At 72.0% G+C, this 19,258-nt stretch carries 13 protein-coding genes; all 13 read right to left on the bottom strand.

The features are described 5' to 3' along the window. Positions 1–4: 4 nt before the first annotated feature. The 13 genes from IEW07_RS14670 to IEW07_RS14610 all read right to left on the bottom strand — a co-directional run bounded on the left by IEW07_RS14670 (position 5) and on the right by IEW07_RS14610 (position 19,098). On the bottom strand, positions 5–4,678 hold the full coding sequence (locus tag IEW07_RS14670) for a glycosyltransferase (RefSeq protein ID WP_188538539.1): 4,674 nt from the start codon (positions 4,676–4,678) through the stop codon (positions 5–7). Between the two features lie 107 nt (positions 4,679–4,785). Then, positions 4,786–6,096: a UDP-N-acetyl-D-mannosamine dehydrogenase gene (wecC, locus tag IEW07_RS14665; RefSeq protein WP_188538537.1), complete on the bottom strand. Its 1,311-nt coding sequence runs from the start codon at positions 6,094–6,096 to the stop codon at positions 4,786–4,788. A 35-nt stretch (positions 6,097–6,131) separates the two neighbouring features. Continuing rightward, the gene (locus IEW07_RS14660) at positions 6,132–8,015 is read right to left on the bottom strand and encodes a glycosyltransferase family protein (RefSeq protein WP_188538536.1); all 1,884 of its coding nucleotides are present in this window, start codon (positions 8,013–8,015) and stop codon (positions 6,132–6,134) included. After that, positions 8,012–8,932, bottom strand: coding sequence for an ABC transporter ATP-binding protein (locus tag IEW07_RS14655; RefSeq protein WP_188538534.1), 921 nt, complete (start codon positions 8,930–8,932; stop codon positions 8,012–8,014). Before IEW07_RS14655 ends, IEW07_RS14660 begins: the two co-directional genes overlap by 4 nt. Further along, the gene (locus IEW07_RS14650; protein WP_229741881.1) at positions 8,922–9,827 is read right to left on the bottom strand and encodes an ABC transporter permease; all 906 of its coding nucleotides are present in this window, start codon (positions 9,825–9,827) and stop codon (positions 8,922–8,924) included. Before IEW07_RS14650 ends, IEW07_RS14655 begins: the two co-directional genes overlap by 11 nt. Then, positions 9,824–11,671: a glycosyltransferase family 4 protein gene (locus IEW07_RS14645; RefSeq protein WP_188538530.1), complete on the bottom strand. Its 1,848-nt coding sequence runs from the start codon at positions 11,669–11,671 to the stop codon at positions 9,824–9,826. Before IEW07_RS14645 ends, IEW07_RS14650 begins: the two co-directional genes overlap by 4 nt. Beyond that, positions 11,661–12,980, bottom strand: a complete 1,320-nt coding sequence (locus IEW07_RS14640) for a glycosyltransferase family 4 protein (protein WP_188538529.1) — start codon at positions 12,978–12,980, stop codon at positions 11,661–11,663. Before IEW07_RS14640 ends, IEW07_RS14645 begins: the two co-directional genes overlap by 11 nt. A gap of 108 nt (positions 12,981–13,088) precedes the next feature. Further along, complete coding sequence (locus IEW07_RS14635) at positions 13,089–14,135, bottom strand: LCP family protein (RefSeq protein ID WP_188538527.1); 1,047 nt, start codon at positions 14,133–14,135, stop codon at positions 13,089–13,091. A 124-nt stretch (positions 14,136–14,259) separates the two neighbouring features. Further along, on the bottom strand, positions 14,260–15,327 hold the full coding sequence (gene lplAB, locus IEW07_RS14630) for a lipoate-protein ligase LplAB (protein WP_188538526.1): 1,068 nt from the start codon (positions 15,325–15,327) through the stop codon (positions 14,260–14,262). Positions 15,328–15,386: 59 nt separating this feature from the next. Then, entirely contained in the window at positions 15,387–17,141 is a 1,755-nt protein-coding gene (locus tag IEW07_RS14625) for a glycoside hydrolase family protein (protein ID WP_188538525.1), read from the bottom strand. Positions 17,142–17,288: 147 nt separating this feature from the next. After that, a complete protein-coding gene (locus IEW07_RS14620) occupies positions 17,289–17,549 on the bottom strand; it encodes a type B 50S ribosomal protein L31 (protein WP_188538523.1) in 261 nt (86 codons plus the stop codon). 237 nt (positions 17,550–17,786) lie between these two features. Beyond that, a complete protein-coding gene (locus IEW07_RS14615; protein ID WP_188538521.1) occupies positions 17,787–18,341 on the bottom strand; it encodes an AMIN-like domain-containing (lipo)protein in 555 nt (184 codons plus the stop codon). Positions 18,342–18,525: 184 nt separating this feature from the next. Then, positions 18,526–19,098: an AMIN-like domain-containing (lipo)protein gene (locus IEW07_RS14610; protein WP_188538519.1), complete on the bottom strand. Its 573-nt coding sequence runs from the start codon at positions 19,096–19,098 to the stop codon at positions 18,526–18,528. Positions 19,099–19,258: the final 160 nt, after the last annotated feature.

Here is a 19,258-nt window from a genome sequence, read left to right as displayed (position 1 = left end):
GTGATCACCTGTTCGTGGGAGCTGCAGAGGGGAGAGTGCGTCCCGCGAGGGCCTGGTCCAGCAGGTCGAAGACCGCCCCGCGGTCGAAGGCCGCCCGGGCGTGATCGCGGGCCTCCGTCACGAAGGACCCCCGCAGAGCCGGCTCCTCGGCCAGGGCCGCGATGCGCTCGGCCATTGCACGGACAGAGGGCACGAGCCAGTCGCGCGGATAGATCAGGTCCGATCCGGGCCAGGCCAGGGAGACGGGTGCGGCGCCCGACGCGGCCCCGTCCGGCAGTGTCAGGTGGAAGGACTCGAGGTCGCTGAGGGAGATCGCCGTGCCGACGCCCTGGTACCACTGCGGCATGTCGTCCCCGTGGCCGTCGAAGAACACGGCCTCGGCACCGAGGTTCCGGTTGAGCCGGTCAATGCGCTCGTAGGCCGCACGGTAGAAGGCCATCTCGTCCTCCCGCTTGGCCATCCAGGCGTAGTCCTCCGGGCGCTTGCCCTTCACGCGCAGGCGGAAACGGTCGTCCCGCTCCAGGAGGCTCTCGAGGAGCTCAGCGGCGAGGTCGATCCGCTTGATCTGCGGCACCATGCCCACCATGCCGAGCACGTGCTCGGCGCCGGGCTCCTTGGGCAGATCCAGGACGTCGGCCAGCACGAAGTTGGGGACCACGACGGTCTTCGCACGCGGCACCCCGTGGCTGCGCACGGCGGCGTCCCGCATGAGCTCACCCACGAACACGTACGCGGAGACCTTCGAGTGGTCGATGCGCCGGAGGTACGGACGACGCAACTCCTGGGCGTGCACCCGCACGACGAGCCGCTGGCCCGGACGCACGTTCTGCGAGTACCAGACGGCATTGCCGAGGCCCCACTCGCAGAACACGGTGTCCGCCTGCGCGAGCAGCTCCCGGGAGCGATCCTCGTCGTGGTGGGCGTGGTCGGCCCACTCGTCGAGCAGCACGGTGGCGCCCTGCTGCTGGAGGTGGTCGATCCAGGCTCGGGCGAACTTGAGGTCGTGACCGGCCACGAGGACCGTCCCGTGCCCAGCGACGTCGGGCACGTCGGCACCGGACGCGCGGTCCGGGACGGCGGGGGCGTGATCGGGGATGATGAGGAGCAGGCCGGAGACCGGCTCGGCGGCTCCTGCCGCCTCGAGGTCGCCTCCGCAGGAGGCCAGCACGTCGGCATGCACCAGCCCGTTGAGCCCGTCGGTACCGGCGCCGGAGGGGCCGTCGACCGGCAGGGCGAACGGCTGCCCCGTCTCGCCGTCGCGCAGCGGCCGGGACATCAGCCGGCCCCACTCGCCGTAGCGCGTGCCGGTGAGCAGGTCCTCGGCCCAGGTGCGCGAGACACCGGCGCGGGCCCGGCCCCACCACTCGACGTCGGAGTGACCGGACTCCCCCGGCGCCAGCACACGAGCCACCCCGGCCGTCTCGAGGCGGCGGGCGGTGGTGCCGTCCGGGTCCGATCCGGTCAGCAGCACGACCTCAGGAAGGACGGACTGGGCCGCGACGGTCTCGACCGCCGAGGCGTCGGCCGGGTCGAGCTCCAGGCCGTAGGACGGGAGGCGCAGACCCGCCACCGGGATGCCCGCGGTGCGGGCCAGGATCGTCAGGGCGGACTCGACCGTGTGGGAGCGGTAGACCGCACGCATCTGCAGCCAGGCCTCGGCCAGCCGCTCCTTGCGGTCGGTGCTCCAGGACCCGAGCAGGGCCTCCCAGTAGTCCTCGTTGTTGGTCGAGGGGATGAGCCCGTCGAACGTCTCGCTGACGCCGCGGCCCCAGGCCGAGAGCACCACGCCGCCGCAGGCAGCGATTTCCACGACCCTCCGGGAGAACATGGTGGGCGACTCCGCCACCGAGTTCACGTTGAGGTTGGCGGTGTGCGCCTTGTAGCTGTCGATGACCTCGTCGTAGGGCAGGGCGCCGCGCACGTCCTGCTGGAATTCGGCAGGGAACCGGTAGGGCGAGTCCGGCAGGGCGAGCTGCCGGTCGTAGACGGCCAGGCCGTGCCGCCGGGCGGCGTGCAGCAGCTTCGACAGCTGCGCGGAGCGGTCCTTGTACCGGTCCCCGTAGTACGTCCCGGCGTAGGCCACGGTGGACTCCACCGGACGGGCCCCCGGCAGCGGGTTGTGGATGGCCGGCTGCGCGTAGAACGGCAGGGAGGAGGCCGTGACCGCGCGACCGCCCTCGGTGCGTCGCGCGGTGTCCAGGTACGGGCCGATCATGTTGGCGTCCGTGGTGAACACGTGGTCGCACCGTGCCGCCGTGCGCTTGAACCGCTCGAAGTGGACCGGGTCCTCCTTGTTCCAGAAGACCGTGGGGAGGTTCAGGCTGCGGCACACCGCGAACAGGCGCGCGATGCGGGCGTCCTCCTCCTCGGAGTAGTACCCGACAGACCGGTGCCACTGGCCCCCGTTGCCGTTCCAGGCGGACTCGAGGAACACGAGGTCCAGCTTCTCGGCGCGCAGCTGCTCCTCGAAGCGCTCGCCGTCGAGGGGCACGACGGTCGCCGAGCGGCGCAGGGTCTCGGTGGTGAACTCGTCGGCGATCAGCCCGATGCGCAGGCCGGCGAGGGGCAGGCCCGGAGCGGACTCCCGAGCGGCGACCACACGGCGGTACACGGTGCGGACGGACTCCCCCAGCGACTTCCAGTTGCGCTCGTCGACCGTCCACAGCCGTCCGGCACGCCCCATGGCGGCACGCCGCTCGGGGTCCTCGATCAGCCGCTGCAGCGCGTCGGCCAGGGCCTTGGGGTTGTCCGGTGCTGCCAAGAGGCCGCGCTCCTCGTGCTCGCCCACGAGGGTGCGGTGGGGCGAGACGTCCGAGAGCACTACGGGCTTGGAGGCGGCGAACGCCTCGAGCGGTTTGAGCGGCGAGACCATCTCGGTCACGGGCAGGGACTTCCGGGGGCAGCAGACGATGTCGAAGCAGCTCAGGACGCGGGGCATCTCCTCGGAGGGCCGGCGTCCCAGGAAGCGGACCGACTGCCCGAGCTTCTGCTTCTCCTTGTACTCCTTGAGCTGGTTGTACACGCCGCCCTTGCCGGCGATGGCGATCTGGAAGTCGACCTTGCGGCCGCGCAGGATCCGGGCGGCCTGGAGGAGGACGTCCAGGCCCTCGTAGCCGATCAGGGAGCCGGCGAAGCCGATCACCGGGACGTCCTCGCGGATCCCCAGGGCCTTGCGGTGGGCGGTGTCCACGGGCAGGGGCTGGATGGCGCGGGGGTCCACGCCGTTGGGCAGGAGCTCGATCTTGGCGGCGTCCACGCCGCGGCGGACCAGTTCCTCCTTGACCTCCTGGGTGATGGCCAGGACCGCGTCCGCCTCCCGGCAGACGAAGGCCTCCATCTCGGACTGGGCCGCGTACCGGTCGGTGACCGTCCAGTTCTCCTTGGCGGAGGCCTCGGTGACCTCCCACAGCCCGCGCACCTCGTAGACGAACGGCACCCCGAGGCGCCGGGCCGCGACGAGGGCCGGCAGGCCGTTGAGGTAGTTGGACGCCGCGTGCAGGACCGACGGCCGGCGCAGGCGCGCTTCGCGGACGTAGGCGTCCGCGGCGGTGAGGACGTAGTCGTCCGGGGCGTCGGTGCCGAGGCTGCCCTCGGGCAGGTGCGTGTACTCGACGCCGTCGAGCCTGTTCACCCAGCGGCGCTGCTTGGGCTTGGTCGCCTCCGTGGTGACGTCCCAGGGATAGCCCGAGCGGCCGACCACGGAGACGTCGATCCCCGCCTGGCGCATGCCGGCCACGATGCCCTGGGTGCGCACGGAGTAGCCGTTGGAGTGGTACACCGGCGTGGAGTAGGCGCAGTACAGGACCCGGCGGCGCTCGGCGACGTAGGCGGCCCCGGCGGCCCGCGGCGGGACCAGCCGGGCGACACCGGTCCGCAGGGCGGCAGTGCCCCGCACCCGCTCCACGAGCTGCTGCTGCTTGGCAGTCATGCCGTCCACGAGATCCCGGTGGGCCTCGATCAGGTCGGCGGTCCGGTTGATGGCGCCGTGCTGGTACCAGAGGCGGTTCACGCACGCGGCGAGCATCGCCGGGGTGGGGTCCCCCTCGAACAGCGCCAGGAGTTCCTCGAGGGACAGCTCGGACAGCCGGGGACGCGACGGCTCGGCCCGTTGCCGTTCAGCTTCGTCCGTCGCCGTGACAGGGGCCGTCGCCGTGTGCGCGGACGCGTCCCCTGCGGCCCCGTCGGCGGGGTGTGTCGGCGGCTGCTCCATCAGTCCCACCGATGACGAGCCACGGGACCCGTCGGAAGCGTTCTCGGCCTCGGTGCGGCGGGAGGCGATGGGTGCGAGCACTGCCCGGCCGAGCCGGTAGCCCCTCGAACTCTCGACCTCGGTGAGCCGCTCGGTGAGGCGCTGGTTCTCCGCCCTGGCCGCGTCGAGATCCGCGCGGGCTGAGTCCCGGGCGCGGGCGAGCTGGCGGACCTCGGTCTGCAGCTGACGTTTTTCGACCTCGAGCTGCTGGTTCTGCCGCTGGAGCTCGCGCTCGTTGCGGGCTATCTGGCCGGTCTTCTTCGTCTGCCGGTCGAGATCCTGTCGGAGCGCGGCGGCCTGGGCTCGCCACTTTCTCTCCCCCGCGCGCGCCGCCTGGAGCTGCTCGTAGGTGCGCTCCGCGTTCGCCGCGACGTTGGCGACGATCTGCTGCTTGATGTGCTGAGGATCGCGACGTTCGTCGTGGTGCATGGGGGGACTCCTGGGGAGGGAGGGCAAGCGGGGGAAATCTGGGGGACCGAACGGGACGGGGCGGGCACGGCTGGGGAGGCCGGCCCGCCCCGCTCATCGGGCGGCGGTCAGCGCGCGGCGGCCACGATCGGGATGGAGGTGGTGTTCACGGTCAGGGCCGAGGACTTGCCCGGGCGCCACAGCCCCTTGGTGTCGACGATCTGCTTGCCGTCGAGGATGCCCTTGGGGAGAAGGCGGAACTGCTGGTGGTCGACCAGCAGCACCACGACGTCGGCGTGCTTGATGGCGTCCTGCGGCTCGGCGAACCGGACGTTCTTCCGTCCCTCCAGTGCCGGCGGGAGCTTGGCCACGTGCGGCTCCACGGCCAGGATCGTGCCGTGGGGGAACTCCTCGGCCAGGCGCTTGGTGATCTCCAGGGCCGGGGACTCGCGCAGGTCGTCGATGTCCGGCTTGAAGGCCAGGCCCAGCGCGGCGACCACGGGCGCGGCGATGCCCTCGGCGGCCTCCTTGACCTTGCTGATGACCCACTCGGGCTTGGCGTCGTTGACCTCCCGGGCCGTGCGGATCAGGCGGGACTCCTCCGGGGCGGAGGAGACGATGAACCACGGGTCCACCGCGATGCAGTGCCCGCCCACGCCGGGGCCGGGCTGGAGGATGTTCACGCGCGGGTGGTGGTTGGCCAGCTCGATGAGCTCCCACACGTCGATCCCGAGCTTGTCGGCGATCAGCGACAGCTCGTTGGCGAAGGCGATGTTGACGTCGCGGAAGGAGTTCTCGGTGAGCTTGGCCATCTCGGCGGTCACGTCGTCGGTCTCCAGCAGCTCGCCCACGCAGAAGGTCGCGTAGAGGGCCTTGGCCCGGCGGGTCGCCTCGCGGGTCATGCCGCCGATGATGCGGTCGTTGGTGATCAGCTCCTCCATCACCTTGCCCGGCAGCACGCGCTCGGGGCAGTGCGCCACGTGGATGGCCGGCTTGCCGTCGGCCCCGTCCAGGGACAGGTCCGGGCGCAGCTCGAGGATGTGCTCGGCCATCTTGCGCGTGGTCTGGGGCGGGGAGGTCGACTCCAGGATGATCAGCTCGTCCCCGTGCAGCTGCGGGGCGATGTTCGCCGAGGCGGCCCGGATGTAGGAGAGGTCCCCCTCGTAGTTGTCCTTGAACGGGGTCGGTACCGCCACGATGTACGCCTCGCCGTGAGGGGTCTCGGTGGTCGCGGAGAGAGTGCCCTCGGCCACCACGTGCGCCAGCTGCTCCTCCAGGCCCGGCTCCACGAACGGGATCTCGCCGCGGTTGATCCGCTCGACGTTGGCCTGGTTGATGTCCACGCCCACGACCCGGGAGCCGTGGTTGGCGAGGACGACGGCCGTCGGCAGGCCGATGTAGCCCAGGCCGACGACGACGACGTTGTTGTTCTCGGACATGTGCATCTCTTCCGGTAGGGGTCGGGGGTGGAGGATCAGACGACGACGTGGCTCAGGCTGTCCCCAAACATGACCACATTACCGCTGGCCAGGACGCCCGCGTCGCTCACGGACCACGTGTGCTCGCCGGTGCCCCGGTACTGGCGGAAGTTGAACCGGTCGCTGGAGTAGATCCGGTACCCCGCGTCCGTGGCGGCGGCGAGGAACGCGGAGTCCTCGCCGGTGGTGCGGGACTCGAAGGGGATCCGCTCGAAGACCTCGCGGCGGCCCATGATCGTGGGGCCCATGACGAAGTCCGTCCAGCGGTGCTCGCGGTGCCCGAAGCGCAGGAGCGTGGCGTCCCGGGACTCCACGTACATGTAGTGGGCCTGCTTGCCGACGATGTCCGCCCGGGAGTAGCGCAGCGCGTGCAGCTGGTCGCTGAGGTAGTGCGGGCCGTAGAAGTCGTCGTCGTCCATCTTGGTCAGCACGTCCCCGGTCGAGGCCCGGACGGCCCGGTTGAGGCACTCCCCCAGGCTGACCTCGGCGTTTGCTGTGAGAATCTTCACAGATGCAAGTCCGAGTGTGTCGACGAGGGACTCGACCGCGTGGGCCTCGGGGTCGAAGCCGTGGCAGAGCAGGACGACCTCCGGTGTCACCCGCACCTGGGACGCGATGGTCGTCAGGGCGTGCTCCAGCTGGTGGGGGCGGTTGGTGCACAGCAGCACGGAGACGGTGGGCTCCTCGGGGGCCCGGACCGGACCGGGGAGTGCGGCGGCCAGCACCTGGGCGACCCGGTGGGTGTAGGTGTGCTGCGCCCAGATGGTGCGCTGGGCGCGGTGCACCATGCGGTCGGCCAGCTCGGGGCTGCGGGCCAGGGCGCGCACGGCGTCCCCGGCGTGCTCGCGGGTCTGGGCGACCGGCAGCTCCTCGGGCGGGAAGAAGTTCCGGAGGGCGGCGCTGGGGGTGGAGACCACCGGCGTCCCTGACGCGGTGATCTCGAAGATCCGCCGGGCGCACATGCTGGGCGAGTCCACCACGGAGTTGACGTTGAGGAACACCTTGTACGCCTTGTAGGCGGTGAGCATCCGGTCGTAGGGCAGGGAGCCCACCACGCGCTCGTCGAGGGGGTGCGGGAACTGGTAGCGCTCGTCGTCCCCGAGGTAGCGGGAGAAGATCTCCAGACCCCGGCCCAGCTTGGGGCTGACGTCCAGGGCGCCGCCGAGCAGCAGGTCCATCTGCTCGCGCCGCTCCGGGTACTTGTGGGCGAAGTACATCCCGGCGAAGGCCACGTCCCGGGCGTGGAAGCCGTGCTGCGGCCGGACGGGGTTGTGGACCACGGGCTGGGCGGCGAACGGCAGCACGCCCACCCGGTCGTGGCCGAGGTCCCGGGCGTAGTGCTCCACCCGGTTGGCGTCCGAGGTGAAGACGTGGTCGAACAGGGCGGCGCACTCGAGGAAGTCGTCGTAGTGCGGCGGGTCCTCCTTGTTCCAGAAGACCGTGGGGATGCCCTGGTCGCGGCAGTGCGCCAGGAGGTCCTTGAACGGCTGCTTCACCCCGGAGGCGCCGGTGAGCTGGTACTGCCACTCGTCGTCGTTGCCGTGCCACGCGGACTCCACGAAGAGCAGGTCCACGGGCTGGGCGGCCAGCTCCTCGCGCCAGCCGCCGCGGGTCAAGGCGATCTGGTTCCACTCGTAGCGCAGGGCGCGCGCAGAGAAGTCGTCGAGGATCACGGCGGCAGTGACGTCGGCGAACACGGGCGGGGCGTCCGGCCACTGCGCCGGGGCGAAGGTGAGCTGCTTGTCCTGCTGCGAGGGCGCGGCGGTGATCGCGCGGGGCACGCGCAGCCGGCGCCGGTACCTGGCGACTGCGGACGGGCCGCCGTGGCGCAGGTGCCACAGGGCGGTGCGGACGTCGAAGACCTGGTCGGTCACGCTCATGCCGCGGTGCCTCCCGGCTGGGCCGCCGAGGGGCCAAGGTCCGCCACGACGGTGCGCACCAGGGCCTCCCTCGCCTCGTCGCGCATCGCCAGGGCGCTCTTGTTGTTGCCGGCGGCCAGATCCTTCATGAAGCGCTCGTAGACCGCGATCACGTCGCCGGGATCGCCGTCCATGACCAGCTCGCCCTCGTCGATCCACACGACGCGGGAGCACATGGTCCGCACCTCGGCCATCGAGTGGGAGACGAAGAGGATGCAGCCGGCCTGCTCCCGGATCTCCTGCATCCGGGCCTTGCCGCGGTCCTGGAACTGGGCGTCGCCCGTGCCCAGGGCCTCGTCGAGGATGAGGATGTGGGGGTCGGTGGCCGTGGCCACCGCGAAGCGCAGGCGGGCGGCCATGCCGGAGGAGTAGGCCTTCATGGGCCAGTGGATGGCCTTGTCCAGCGCGGCGATGTGGATCAGCTCGTCCATCTTCGCGTCGACCTCGGCGGGCGTCATGCCCTGGGCCAGGCAGCCCAGGCGCATGTTGCGCTCCCCGGACAGGGCGGGCACCAGCGACACGTTGACCCCGAGCTTGGCGGGGACGTCCGCGGCGTAGACCCGGCCGGAGGTGGGGTTGAGCTGGCCGGAGATCACGTTCATGAGCGTCGACTTGCCGGAGCCGTTGCGGCCGATGAAGCCGACCGACTCCCCCTCCTCCACGGCCAGGGTGATGTTCGTGAGGGCCTGGTTGCGCACGATGGGCGGCCGGCCCAGCGCCCGGCGGGCCAGGCGGACCGGCGCGGAGACGGGGACCTCGTCCCCGCCGCCGGTGCTCGTGACGGTGTAGACCACGGTCACGTCGTCGACGACGACAGCGGGGTTGCGCACGGTCGCCCGGCGGCGGCCGGACGGTGCGGTGCGGGGCTCAGCGCTCATTGGCGTAGCTCTCCTCGTTGCGCCAGAACACCCACAGGCCCAGCAGCCAGGTGCCGAAGGCCGCGACCACCAGGACCGTCCACTGCCACCACTCGGGGGTGATCCCGTAGATCAGGCAGTCGCGGGACATGGAGAGCACCTGGTACAGCGGGTTCGCCTCGAACAGGAGCATCCAGCGCTCGTCGGTGACGAAGCGGGAGGGGTCGTAGAAGATCCCGGAGGAGTACATCCAGATCCGCATGGCGAAGGACAGGAGGTTGCCCACGTCCGGGATCCGGTGCACCAGGGGCGCCATGAGCATGCCGAAGCCCCAGTTGAAGATCGTCTGCAGCGCCACGATGGGGATCAGCAGCAGCCAGCGCCAGCTGATGGGCTCCAGCGGCGGGATGGCGAGCACCATCACGATCATGGCCACGAGCACGAAGCCCTGGCTCATGAGGTCCCGCACGTTGATCGACAGCGGCAGCGCCGCCCGCGGGAAGCTGAAGCCCCGGATGAGGGCCCGGCCGGAGGCCATGGACCGCGCCCCCGCCACGATCGCGCGGGAGGAGTAGGTGAACATCATGATGCCGACGAGCAGGAACGCGATGAAGTTCTCCACGCCGTCCCGCGTCCCCAGCAGCAGGCCGAAGATCAGCAGGAAGGTCAGGCCCAGCAGCGCCGGGTTGAGCACCAGCCACGCCTTGCCGAGCATCGTGTGCTCCTGGCTGACGGACAGCCGCACCCGGGCGTCGTAGAGGACGAAGTGCCGGCTGCCCCAGAGCTGGACCAGGTACTCGGTCAGCGGGGGGCGGGTGCCCACCGCCTGCAGCCTCGAGGAGTCGAACACGACCGTGCGGGGCGGGGGCCCGGAGCTGAACCATTCCGCTCGCTCCGGCGTCTGGCGCACGATCACGCGCTGGCCTCCTGGGGATGTTCTCGTCGGGTCAGGAATTCGTAAGTGTCCACCGTACCGCGCGCCACGACGTCCCATGTGCGCCGTGACAGGACACGATGCCGCCCCTCGGCCCCCAGGCACTGCCGCACCGCGGGGCACTCGAGCATCATCTGCAGGACTGTGGCGAGCGTCTCGGGGTCCTCCGGGGGCACGAGCATCCCGGTGATCCCGTCCGCGACGAGCTCCGCCAGAGCGGGCAGCCGGCTGGCGACGACGGGGGTGCCGGTGGCCAGCGCCTCGACCGGCTTCAGCGGCGTCACGGCGCGGGTCACGGTCCGGTCCTTGCGCGGGACCACGAAGACGTCGAAGGCCTGGTGGTAGAGCACGGCCTGCTCGCGCGGCACCCGGCCGGTGAAGCGGACGCGATGCGCGATGCCGAGCTCGCCGGCGAGGGTCTCCAGGCCCGGGCGGGCGGCGCCGTCGCCGACGATCACCACGAGCAGATCGGCCACGTTCGGAGCCATCCGCGCAGCGGCGCGCAGCAGGTCGTCGAGGCCCTCGTAGTCCACGACGCTCGTGACGGTGCCCAGGATCCGGGCGTTCTGCGGCAGCCCCACGGCGCGCCGGGCCTCGGCGACGGGGAGGGGCTCCTCGAGGTAGGCCCCGCCGACGGCGTTGGGCGCCTGGCGGGACGGCACGGGACCGGAGGGCAGCCCCCGGGTGAGCTCGCGGACGCGGCGGCTCATGGCCGCGCCGAGGGTCACGACGTCGTCGGCGGCCGCCATGGCCTCGGCCTCCCGAGCGGTGAAGAGGCGGTAGCGCTCGCTCTCGGCGGCCTCGGCGGGGCGGCTGCCCGCCCAGGTGTCGGCGAGCTGGCCGCGGACCTCGTAGACCCACGGGATGCCGAGCACCTCGGCGACGGCCCGGGTCACCACGGCGTTCACGAAGTGGGTGGTGGTGTGCAGCACGGCGGGCCGGGTGCGCAGGGCGAGGTCCAGCACGGCCTCGGCCTCCTGCTGGAGCCGGCCGGTGGCCGTGCGGGCCAGCCGGGCCGGGAGGATGCGGTGGTACGGGATGCCGTCGACGACGTCGAGGGCGCGGGCGCCGAGCTTGCCGACCTGCACGGGGTAGCCCGGGCGGGTCACGGCGTGCACGTCCCAGCCCCGGGCGGCGGTGGCGGTGAGCAGGGAGTGGGTGCGCTGGGCGTAGCCGCTCTGGGTGTGCGGCAGGGAGTTGGTCAGCACGTGCAGCACGGAGGTGGGCTCGGGGCGGTAGCCGGCCACGGGCGGGAGGTCGGGGGTCCAGCCGGAGAAGAGCTCCAGCTCGTCCTCGAGGCGCCGCAGCTGGCGCCGCTCCCCCGGCGTGGCATGTCCGGCGGTCACCGCACGGCGCAGGCACTCCACGGCCTCGGTCATCCGGCCCAGGTGCCAGTGCCGGCGCGCCTCCGTCCCGGCGCGGCCGCGGGTGCCGGCGGGGACCTGTTCGAGCAGGCGGTCGGCCTGCTCCACCTGCCCCATGCCCAGGGCGACGTCGGCGAGCCGGCGCGTGGTCTGCGGGTCGAAGTCCCCGGCCTCGCCGCGGGCCAGGGCGTCCTCCGCCTCGGACCGGCGGCCGAGGACGTGGGCGGCGGCGGCGCCGGCGGCCGGCCAGGTGGCCTCGCCTCCGGTCAGCGCCCGGGCCGCGGGGCGGACGGCGCGGGACGGGAGCCGGCGGGAGACCTGGGACCAGAACACCACCGGGTCGTCGCCGAGGTGCTCGGCCACCGTGGAGGCCGTCACCGCGAGGTTGGCGCCCAGCTGGCGGTACGAGCGCCCGGCCCGGCCCGTGGTGCGGGCCGGACGGGCCTCCCGTTCACGCAGCATGGTGCTTGACCCTCGCCGCGGCCCGGGCGCGCCGCACCCCGGCGACCTCCAGGTCCGCGAACTCCAGCTCGGCGAGCTCCAGCTCCTCGCGGACCGGGACGGCGATGCCGGGCAGCAGCGTGCGCAGGACGGCGTCGTAGCTCGCGGCGAGGTCCCGGTAGTCCGCGTTCGCGGCCACCCAGGCGCGCCCGGTCGAGCGCTGGCGCAGCCGGGAGCGGTCGGCGATCAGCCCCTGCCACAGCGCGGCGATCTCCTCCGGGCGGCTGCCCACCACGCTGCCCTCCCCGGCGTCGGCGAGCACGCGGGCCGCCTCGCCGCGGACGATGGCGGTGATGTGCCGGCCGACCGAGAGCACCTCGTAGGTCTTGGACGGGATGGTGTCCTCGAAGGACTTCCAGTCGTCCCGCAGGGAGATCACCACGCTGTCCGCCTCGGCGTAGCGCTCGAAGACGGCTGAGCCGTACTCCGGCGGCAGGAACCGGACGGGGGCGCGCAGGCGAGCCGCGAGGGCCTCGAGGGCGGGCTTGCGGCTGCCCTGGCCCACCAGCGTCAGGCGCATCCTGTCCCCCACGAGGGCGGCGGCCTCCACGAGCCGCTCCAGGGACTGGCTCTCCCCGTGGTTGCCGAGGTAGAGCACCTCCAGCCGCTCGCGCTCCACCGGCGGGGGCAGCAGGCGCGGGGTCCGGGCGAGGATGACGCCGTTGCGGATCGTCACGACGTTGCGCACGCCGCGCTCCCGCAGGGTCTCGGCGAAGCCCTCCGTCACGGTGACCACCAGGTCGGCGTGGTTCTGCACGAACTCGACCACCTGGTTGATCATGCTCTTGCCGCCGCCGCGGACGAGGTTCGCGTCCTCGGCGAGGTTCGGCCAGGCGTCGCGCATCTCGACCACGAACGGGACCTTCTTGGCCCGGGCCAGCGCCCAGCCGGAGGCCAGGAGCGGCAGCGACGGGGCCGTGACGAGCACGAGGTCGTGCTCCCCCGTGCCCATCCCGCGCACGGCGGACGCCGCGGCGGTGAACATCTGGTCCGCCAGCTTCCAGCCGCGGTTGTGCCGGGCGCTGAGGAACGGCACCCGGTGGATGGTCTCGCCGACCGGCCCGGTGCACGTGGGCCGGCCGTGGCCGGTGGTGTCGGTGCCGGGCTCGGTGCCCCGGAACCGCGGCACGGGTGCCAGGAAGGAGACGTCCCAGCCGGTGTGACGGAGATAACGGGTCAGCGACGACCAGCGGCGCTGGGGCGGTGAGTGCTCGGGCCAGTACGAGTGGGTGAGCACGAGCAGGCGGAGTGGACGGGGGGTGGGCTGCATGGGCTCTCGCGGGGGTCAAGAGGCGCCCGTCCCAGCCGATCAAGGGGCGAGCTGGGGGGTGGGGGTTCACGCCGCCCAGCGCACCGAGGGGGTGTGTGCGAGGGCGAATTACTGATCGGCTGGGTTCAGGTTAGCAACATATTCGCTGAGAGTGTCCCCCGAAATGGCCTCGCCGATCTCTTCCATTGCTGTGTAGTCGGCCACTACGATCGACTGGCCGTCCGCCGAATAGCCCACACCCTGGTTCGGAACGGTGAACATCTGGATGTTCTCGGAGGATACGCCGACCAGATCGGGGGTCACTCCGGCGATCCAGCCGGCGTCGAGGCCGTCGCTGACCTCGAGGTAGGGCGAGAACTGCGTCACGACGTCCTGGATCCGGGCGGGGTTGGTCAGCGTCTCCCGGTTGAGGGTCTTGTCCATCACGGCCTTGACGTAGGCGCGCTGGTTCGCCACCCGCTGGTAGTCGCCGTCGGCGAAGGCGTAGCGCTCGCGCACGAACTCCAGGGCGGTCTCCCCGTCCATGAGCTGCGGGCCCTGCTCGAAGGCCACGCCGTCGTGGGAGACGAAGTCCTGCGGGACGTCGATGGTGACGCCGCCCAGGGCGTCGGTGAGGCCCTGGAAGCCGGCGAAGTCCACCGAGGCCACCTGGTCCACGCGCAGCCCGAACAGCTCCTCGACCGTCCGGACCATCAGCGGCATGCCGCCGATGTCGAGCGCCTGGTTGACCTTCGCCTCGCCCACGCCGGGGATCTCCACCCAGGTGTCGCGCATGATGGACATCACGTACACCTCGCCGCCGTCCTCGGGGACGTGGACGAGCATGATCGAGTCCGCCCGCTCCCCCTCCACGCCGGCGTCCTCCTGGCCCTCGGGGCGCTCGTCGGCGCCCAGGAGCAGGACGTTGGTGCCGCGGTCCTGCGCCGAGTCCACCGCCGGGCGGGTCGACTCCTCGGGGAAGGCGCTCTCCATGGTCTGCTTCCGGTCGTCGAACGTCCGGCCGAGGTTCCACACGTAGAACCCCACGATGAGGGCCGCGACCAGCACGAGCGCCAGGAAGGTCAGCAGCACGTTGCGGGTGGTGTGCCGCTTCCGCCGGGCCGGGGGGACGGCTCCGTAGGCGGTGGCGGTCTGGTCGCGGTCGTCGAATGACATGGGTGCTCCGGGGTCGGGGGCGGCGGGGGTCACGATCCCGGCCCGCCCTCGGACGGGGATCACTGCGGGACATCCTACGTCGCCACAGCTCAACGCATGCTGAGAACAGCCGTGACGGGCCTGGTCAGGGCACGCGGGCGATCCACTCCGGGGTGCCGAACTTGGTCTCCACGAGCCGGCGGGCCGCGGCGAGCTCGTGCTCGCCCACCGACCCCTCGAGGGCGTCGTAGCGCCCGGTGAAGACCTCCAGGAGCTTGTCGACGACGTCGGCCCGCGGCATGCCGGTCTGGCGGCGCAGCGGGTCCACGCGCTTCTTGGCCGAGCGGTGGCCCTTGTCGGAGAGCTTCTCCTTGCCGATCCGCAGGACCTCGGTCATCTTCTCCGCGTCGATGTCGTAGCTCATGGTCACGTGGTGGACCATGCCGCCGCCGGCGAAGCGCTTCTGCGCCGCGCCGCCGATCTTGCCGTGCTCGGTGGCGATGTCGTTGAGCGGGACGTAGAACGCCTGCAGACCCATCTCCTGGAAGGCCTGCATCACCCACTGGTCCAGGAACGGGTAGGACTCCTCGAAGCTGAGCCCGTCCACCAGCGTCTGCGGCAGGTACAGCGAGTAGGTGATGCAGTTGCCGGCCTCCATGAACATGGCGCCGCCGCCCGAGACGCGGCGGACCACCGAGATCCCGTGCCGCTGCGCGCCGGCGGGGTCCACCTCGTTGCGCAGCGACTGGAACGAGCCGATCACCACGGACGGCTCCTCCCAGTCCCACAGCCGCAGGGCGGGTCGGCGCCGGCCGGCGCCGACCTCCCGGGCGAGCACCTCGTCGAGGGCCAGGTTCTCCAGGGTGGGGCGGACCACCGGCGGGATGACCTCCCACTCGTGGTCGCTCCAGGTGGTGGCCTTCGCCAGGGCCCGTCGGACCGCCGTGGCGACCGACTCCGCGGAGAAGCCGAAGAGCACGGTGCCGGGGTCCAGCGCGGCGTTGACGGCCGCGACGATCTCCGCCTGAGACGCGTCCTCGCTCAGGCCGGTGAGGGCGGCGTTGATGTCGTCGAGCGCCTCGTCCGGCTCCAGGAAGAAGTCGCCGTTGATCGAGACCTCGGCCAGCCGGCCGTCGACCACGCTCAGGTCCGCGACCACGAGCTTGCCGCCGAGCACCTTGAACTCCCCGTGCCGCCGCGCCTGCTCGCCCATCGTTGTCCTCCCCGCTCCGTGCTGGTCCTGCTCTCCGGACCCGCTGCTCCGGTGCCAGGTTACTCCTGGGTCAGGGTCACGACCGTGACGGTGCCGGGGTTCAGCGACAGGCGAAGCTCGTCCGTGCTGGGCTCCGCGCCGGGGACCTTCGGTCGCTCGCTGACCGGGGTGAGGGGCAGCCCCCAGCCGTCCACGGACACATGGTCGTCGCCGATGGGGGTCAGGGCGGCGTCGACGGTCTGGGCGCGCCCGTCGGTGTCCTCGGTGCGCCGCTCCCCGTCCTCGGGCGCCACGTCGAACAGGCTCGCCTTGGGGAACTGGGCGTCCCAGTCGGGCCCGCCGAGCTGCGCCATGACGGCCTCCGCGTAGGCGAAGGGCAGGTCCACCGTGACGGGGGTGCGCCCGTCGCCCGCGGGGTCGGCGAACGTCGTGAGGGCGAGGGTGACCTGCCGCCTCCCCTGCGGGTCCTCGCCGTGGTCGATCGTGTAGGCGGTGACGTCCTCGTTGCCTGCCACCGCCGTGCCGAGGAAGTCGCCGTCAGGGATCTGGCCCACCAGGGTCATGCCCAGGTGGTTGGCGCGCAGGGAGTAGGCCCCGCTCGGGTCCTCACGGGTGCCGGAGGAGCACACCGGGGACATGGGCGGGCCGCCGGCGCACTGGTCCAGCGACGAGTGGTAGACGAGCCGCTCCACGCCCAGGGACTGGGCGCGCAGGGAGTACTCGGCGGAGAACACGGCCGAGCCCAGGCTCTCGGTGACGTCGTTGCTGCCGGTGCAGGCCGAGACGGAGGTCTCGCTGAGCCACACCGGGAGGCCGGCCTCCTTTCCCTGGTCCACCGCCAGGCCCAGGAAGCGGTCGACGTTGTCCCGGGTGTGCTCCGCGACCAGGTTCCGCATGGTGGGCTCCTGGTGCGGGGTCGAGCCGTCGCACGAGGACAGGGGGTACTGGTGGGCCGCCAGGACGACGTCCTCGATCCCGGACTCCGCCACGGCCGCCCACCAGTCCGGGGCGTACGCGCCGGGGCCGGTGATCGTCAGGTCCGGCACCGCGGCGCGCACGGCCGCCGTGTACTGCTCCAGGTCGGCGAGGTACTGCGGGATGTCCCAGTTCTCGTCCTTGACGGTGAGCCGGTGGTCCTCGCCCTTGTAGAAGCCGTTGGGCTCGTTGCCGACCATCAGGGCGATGAGGTCGTCCCCGAAGGCCGCGCGGCCGTGCTCGGCGAGCTCCGCCGCCCGCCGGGGGTCGTCCGCGGCGAGGTTGGCGCCGAGGATCACCTTGGAGCCGGTGGCCTCCGCGAAACCGGCCACGCGCTCGAGGTCCTCGGGCGTGACCGTGGTGATCTGCTCCCCCTTCTGCAGGGGCCAGTCCGTGGGCGGCTGCTCGTCCTCGGCGGTGAAGAAGAACCGGCGGTCCACGGAGTTGCCGCCGAAGCGCAGGGTGGGCTGGTCCATCTGCCGGACCAGGTGCACGAGGTCCGTGTTCTCGGCGCTGAGCCGCTCGTCCGCGAGCTCGGTGGCCTCGAAGGACAGCCCCACGCCGCCGTGGGCGTAGTCCTCCCCCGTGGGCTCCGCGTCCACGGCCACGGTGGCCGCGGGCTGGGCGGTGCCGTCCACGGCGGGCTGCCGGTAGGTCTCGGGGAGATCGCGCTGCTCGGCGATCTCGGCGGGGTCGATCTCGGTGAGCGGGGTGTCCCCGGCCGTGGCCGGGGTCGTCGCGGCGGGGTCCGGCATCGTCGTGCCGTCGCCGCACCCGCTCAGGGCGAGGGCGAGGCTCACGGCGAGCGCGGGGACGGCACGGCGGGCAGGACGGTGCACGGAGGGGCTCCTGGGGGGCGGAGGGGGAAGGCCGTCCCTACTGTATCGGCCCGGGATCCGCGGGGGCCCCGGCGCCCGGGGACGGCTCAGGCCCGGACCGATGCGGTCCGGGCCTGAGCACGTGGGTCCCGTGGACGGGAGGGAACCTCAGGCGTTCGACTTGCCGAAGTTCTTGAAGCGGGCGTTGAAGCGCTCCACGCGGCCGGCGGAGTCCATGATGCGCTGCTTGCCGGTGTAGAACGGGTGGGACTCCGAGGAGATCTCGACCTCGATGATCGGGTACTCGTTGCCGTCCTCCCACGTCTCGGTCTTCTGCGAGGTGGCGGTGGACCGGGTGAGGATGGTCTTGCCGGAGGCCAGGTCGCGGAAGAGGACCGGGTGGTAGTCCGGGTGGATGTCAGTCTTCATGGGTTCAAACCTTCTGTTGGTGCCTGGATTTTGCCAGGCACGGCTTCGCTCGGTGGATGGTGCGTCGCCGTCGTGCGGTCCCGCGGTCCGGGGAGGGCGGGGGCGTCGGGCACCAGCGGTCCAGCGTACCGGAGAACGGCCCGCAGGTCACGTGCGCCGCGGCGTGCCGAGGGGCCCGGTGCGCACCGGGCCCCTCGGCTGTGGTCTTCTCCTGTTCGCTCCCTGTCTCTCGCCGGGTCACCACCGGTGCGCGACGTCGACGACGAGCCGCGAGCCGCTGCCCGGGCCGTTGAGGATGAACGCGCGGAAGGGCAGCCGCGCGCGCACGCCGAGGCCGACGGAGGTCTGGGCCTCGAAGCTGCCGCCCCAGGCGACCTGCCGGAAGGTCCGGTAGTCCCGCACGTCCACCAGCTCACGCGGGTTGCCGAACTTGTAGGTGGCCTCCCCCTCGTCGTCGTAGGCGGGGGCGTCGACGGTGATCACCAGGTCGGTCCCGCGCAGCGGGATGGGCTCCCCGGAGCCGATGCCCGTGAACTGCCGGTAGCCGACGGAGTAGCCCCTCACCTTGCCGTCGAGGTCCACCACGAGCCGGTCGAAGCAGCGGTGCTGTCCCGCCCGGATGTCGGTGACGTGGGGGATGTGGGGCGGCGTGACGTTGCCTTCCCTGCTCTTGGGTCCGGAACCCCACGTGATGCCGCAGTACGGGGCCGCGGCACTGGCGCTGCCGGGGACGATCAGCCCCAGCCCCATGGCCAGCACCAGTGCCGCCAGCCATGAGATCAGCTTCTTCATGACGCACCTTCTCGATGACCCCTCGGGCCCCTGTTGTGCCCGATCGGGTGCTCCCATGATCCGCCTTCTCGAACGTTAAGTCTCCAGATGAGACTGAAGTGTGGTCGCAATCGTTACGGCGCCGAGCAACCAGGGACTCCCCGCCCTCCGGCCCGCGGCGACCAGGGCGTCCTGCGCGTCGCCGTCAGCGGTCGTGCGCGACGTCGATCACCACGTGGCGGGTCTCGTCCCGGCCGTTGAGCAGCAGGACCCGGAAGGGCAGCTGCGTGCGCACGCCCACGCCGATCGTCGACCACCCCTCGAAGTGCCCGGCCCAGGCGACCTGGCGGAAGCTGCGGTAGCCCTCGACGTCCACGAGCTCCCGGGGGTCGGTGGCCGCCCAGGTCTCGTTGCCGAGGTGGTCGTGGCGCGCGGCGTGGACGAGCACCTGGAGGGCGGCGCGGCCCATGAGCTGGACGCGGCCGCCCGAGCCCTGCGCCACGACCGCGGCTACGTACTCGACGTCGTAGGCGGGCTCGCCGCCGCGCACGTCCACCACGAGCCGGTCGAAGTCCTCGTGGCGACCGGCCCGGACGTTGGTGATGACCCTGCCGTCGGGAGCGCCGCCCCATCTCTGCAGCGCGGGGCGGAACAGGATGCCGGCGAGCGGGGAGCCGGGGGAAGGGGGCCGGGAAATCGTCGCGCCACGGGCCGGGGCGGTGAGTCCCAGGCCCACGACCGCCGCCATCAGGGGCGGCCCCAGAATGAGCATGCTCATGATGCACCTGCGGGGATCGGTACTCCTGGAAGCCTCCAGGGTACGCCCGGTGCGCGGCGTGGGCACCGGTGGGAGACCGCTTGACCGCCGAACCGTTATCCGCCGCCGGCCCCCTCTCCGCATCCGGCCCCTCGCCGCCGCCCCCTCGCCGCCGCCCCCT

Source organism: Kocuria dechangensis (genome assembly GCF_014636775.1).
GTDB lineage: Bacteria > Actinomycetota > Actinomycetes > Actinomycetales > Micrococcaceae > Kocuria > Kocuria dechangensis.
Note: the sequence above shows the minus strand (reverse complement) of the source record. Positions and strands in the feature narration are given on the sequence as shown.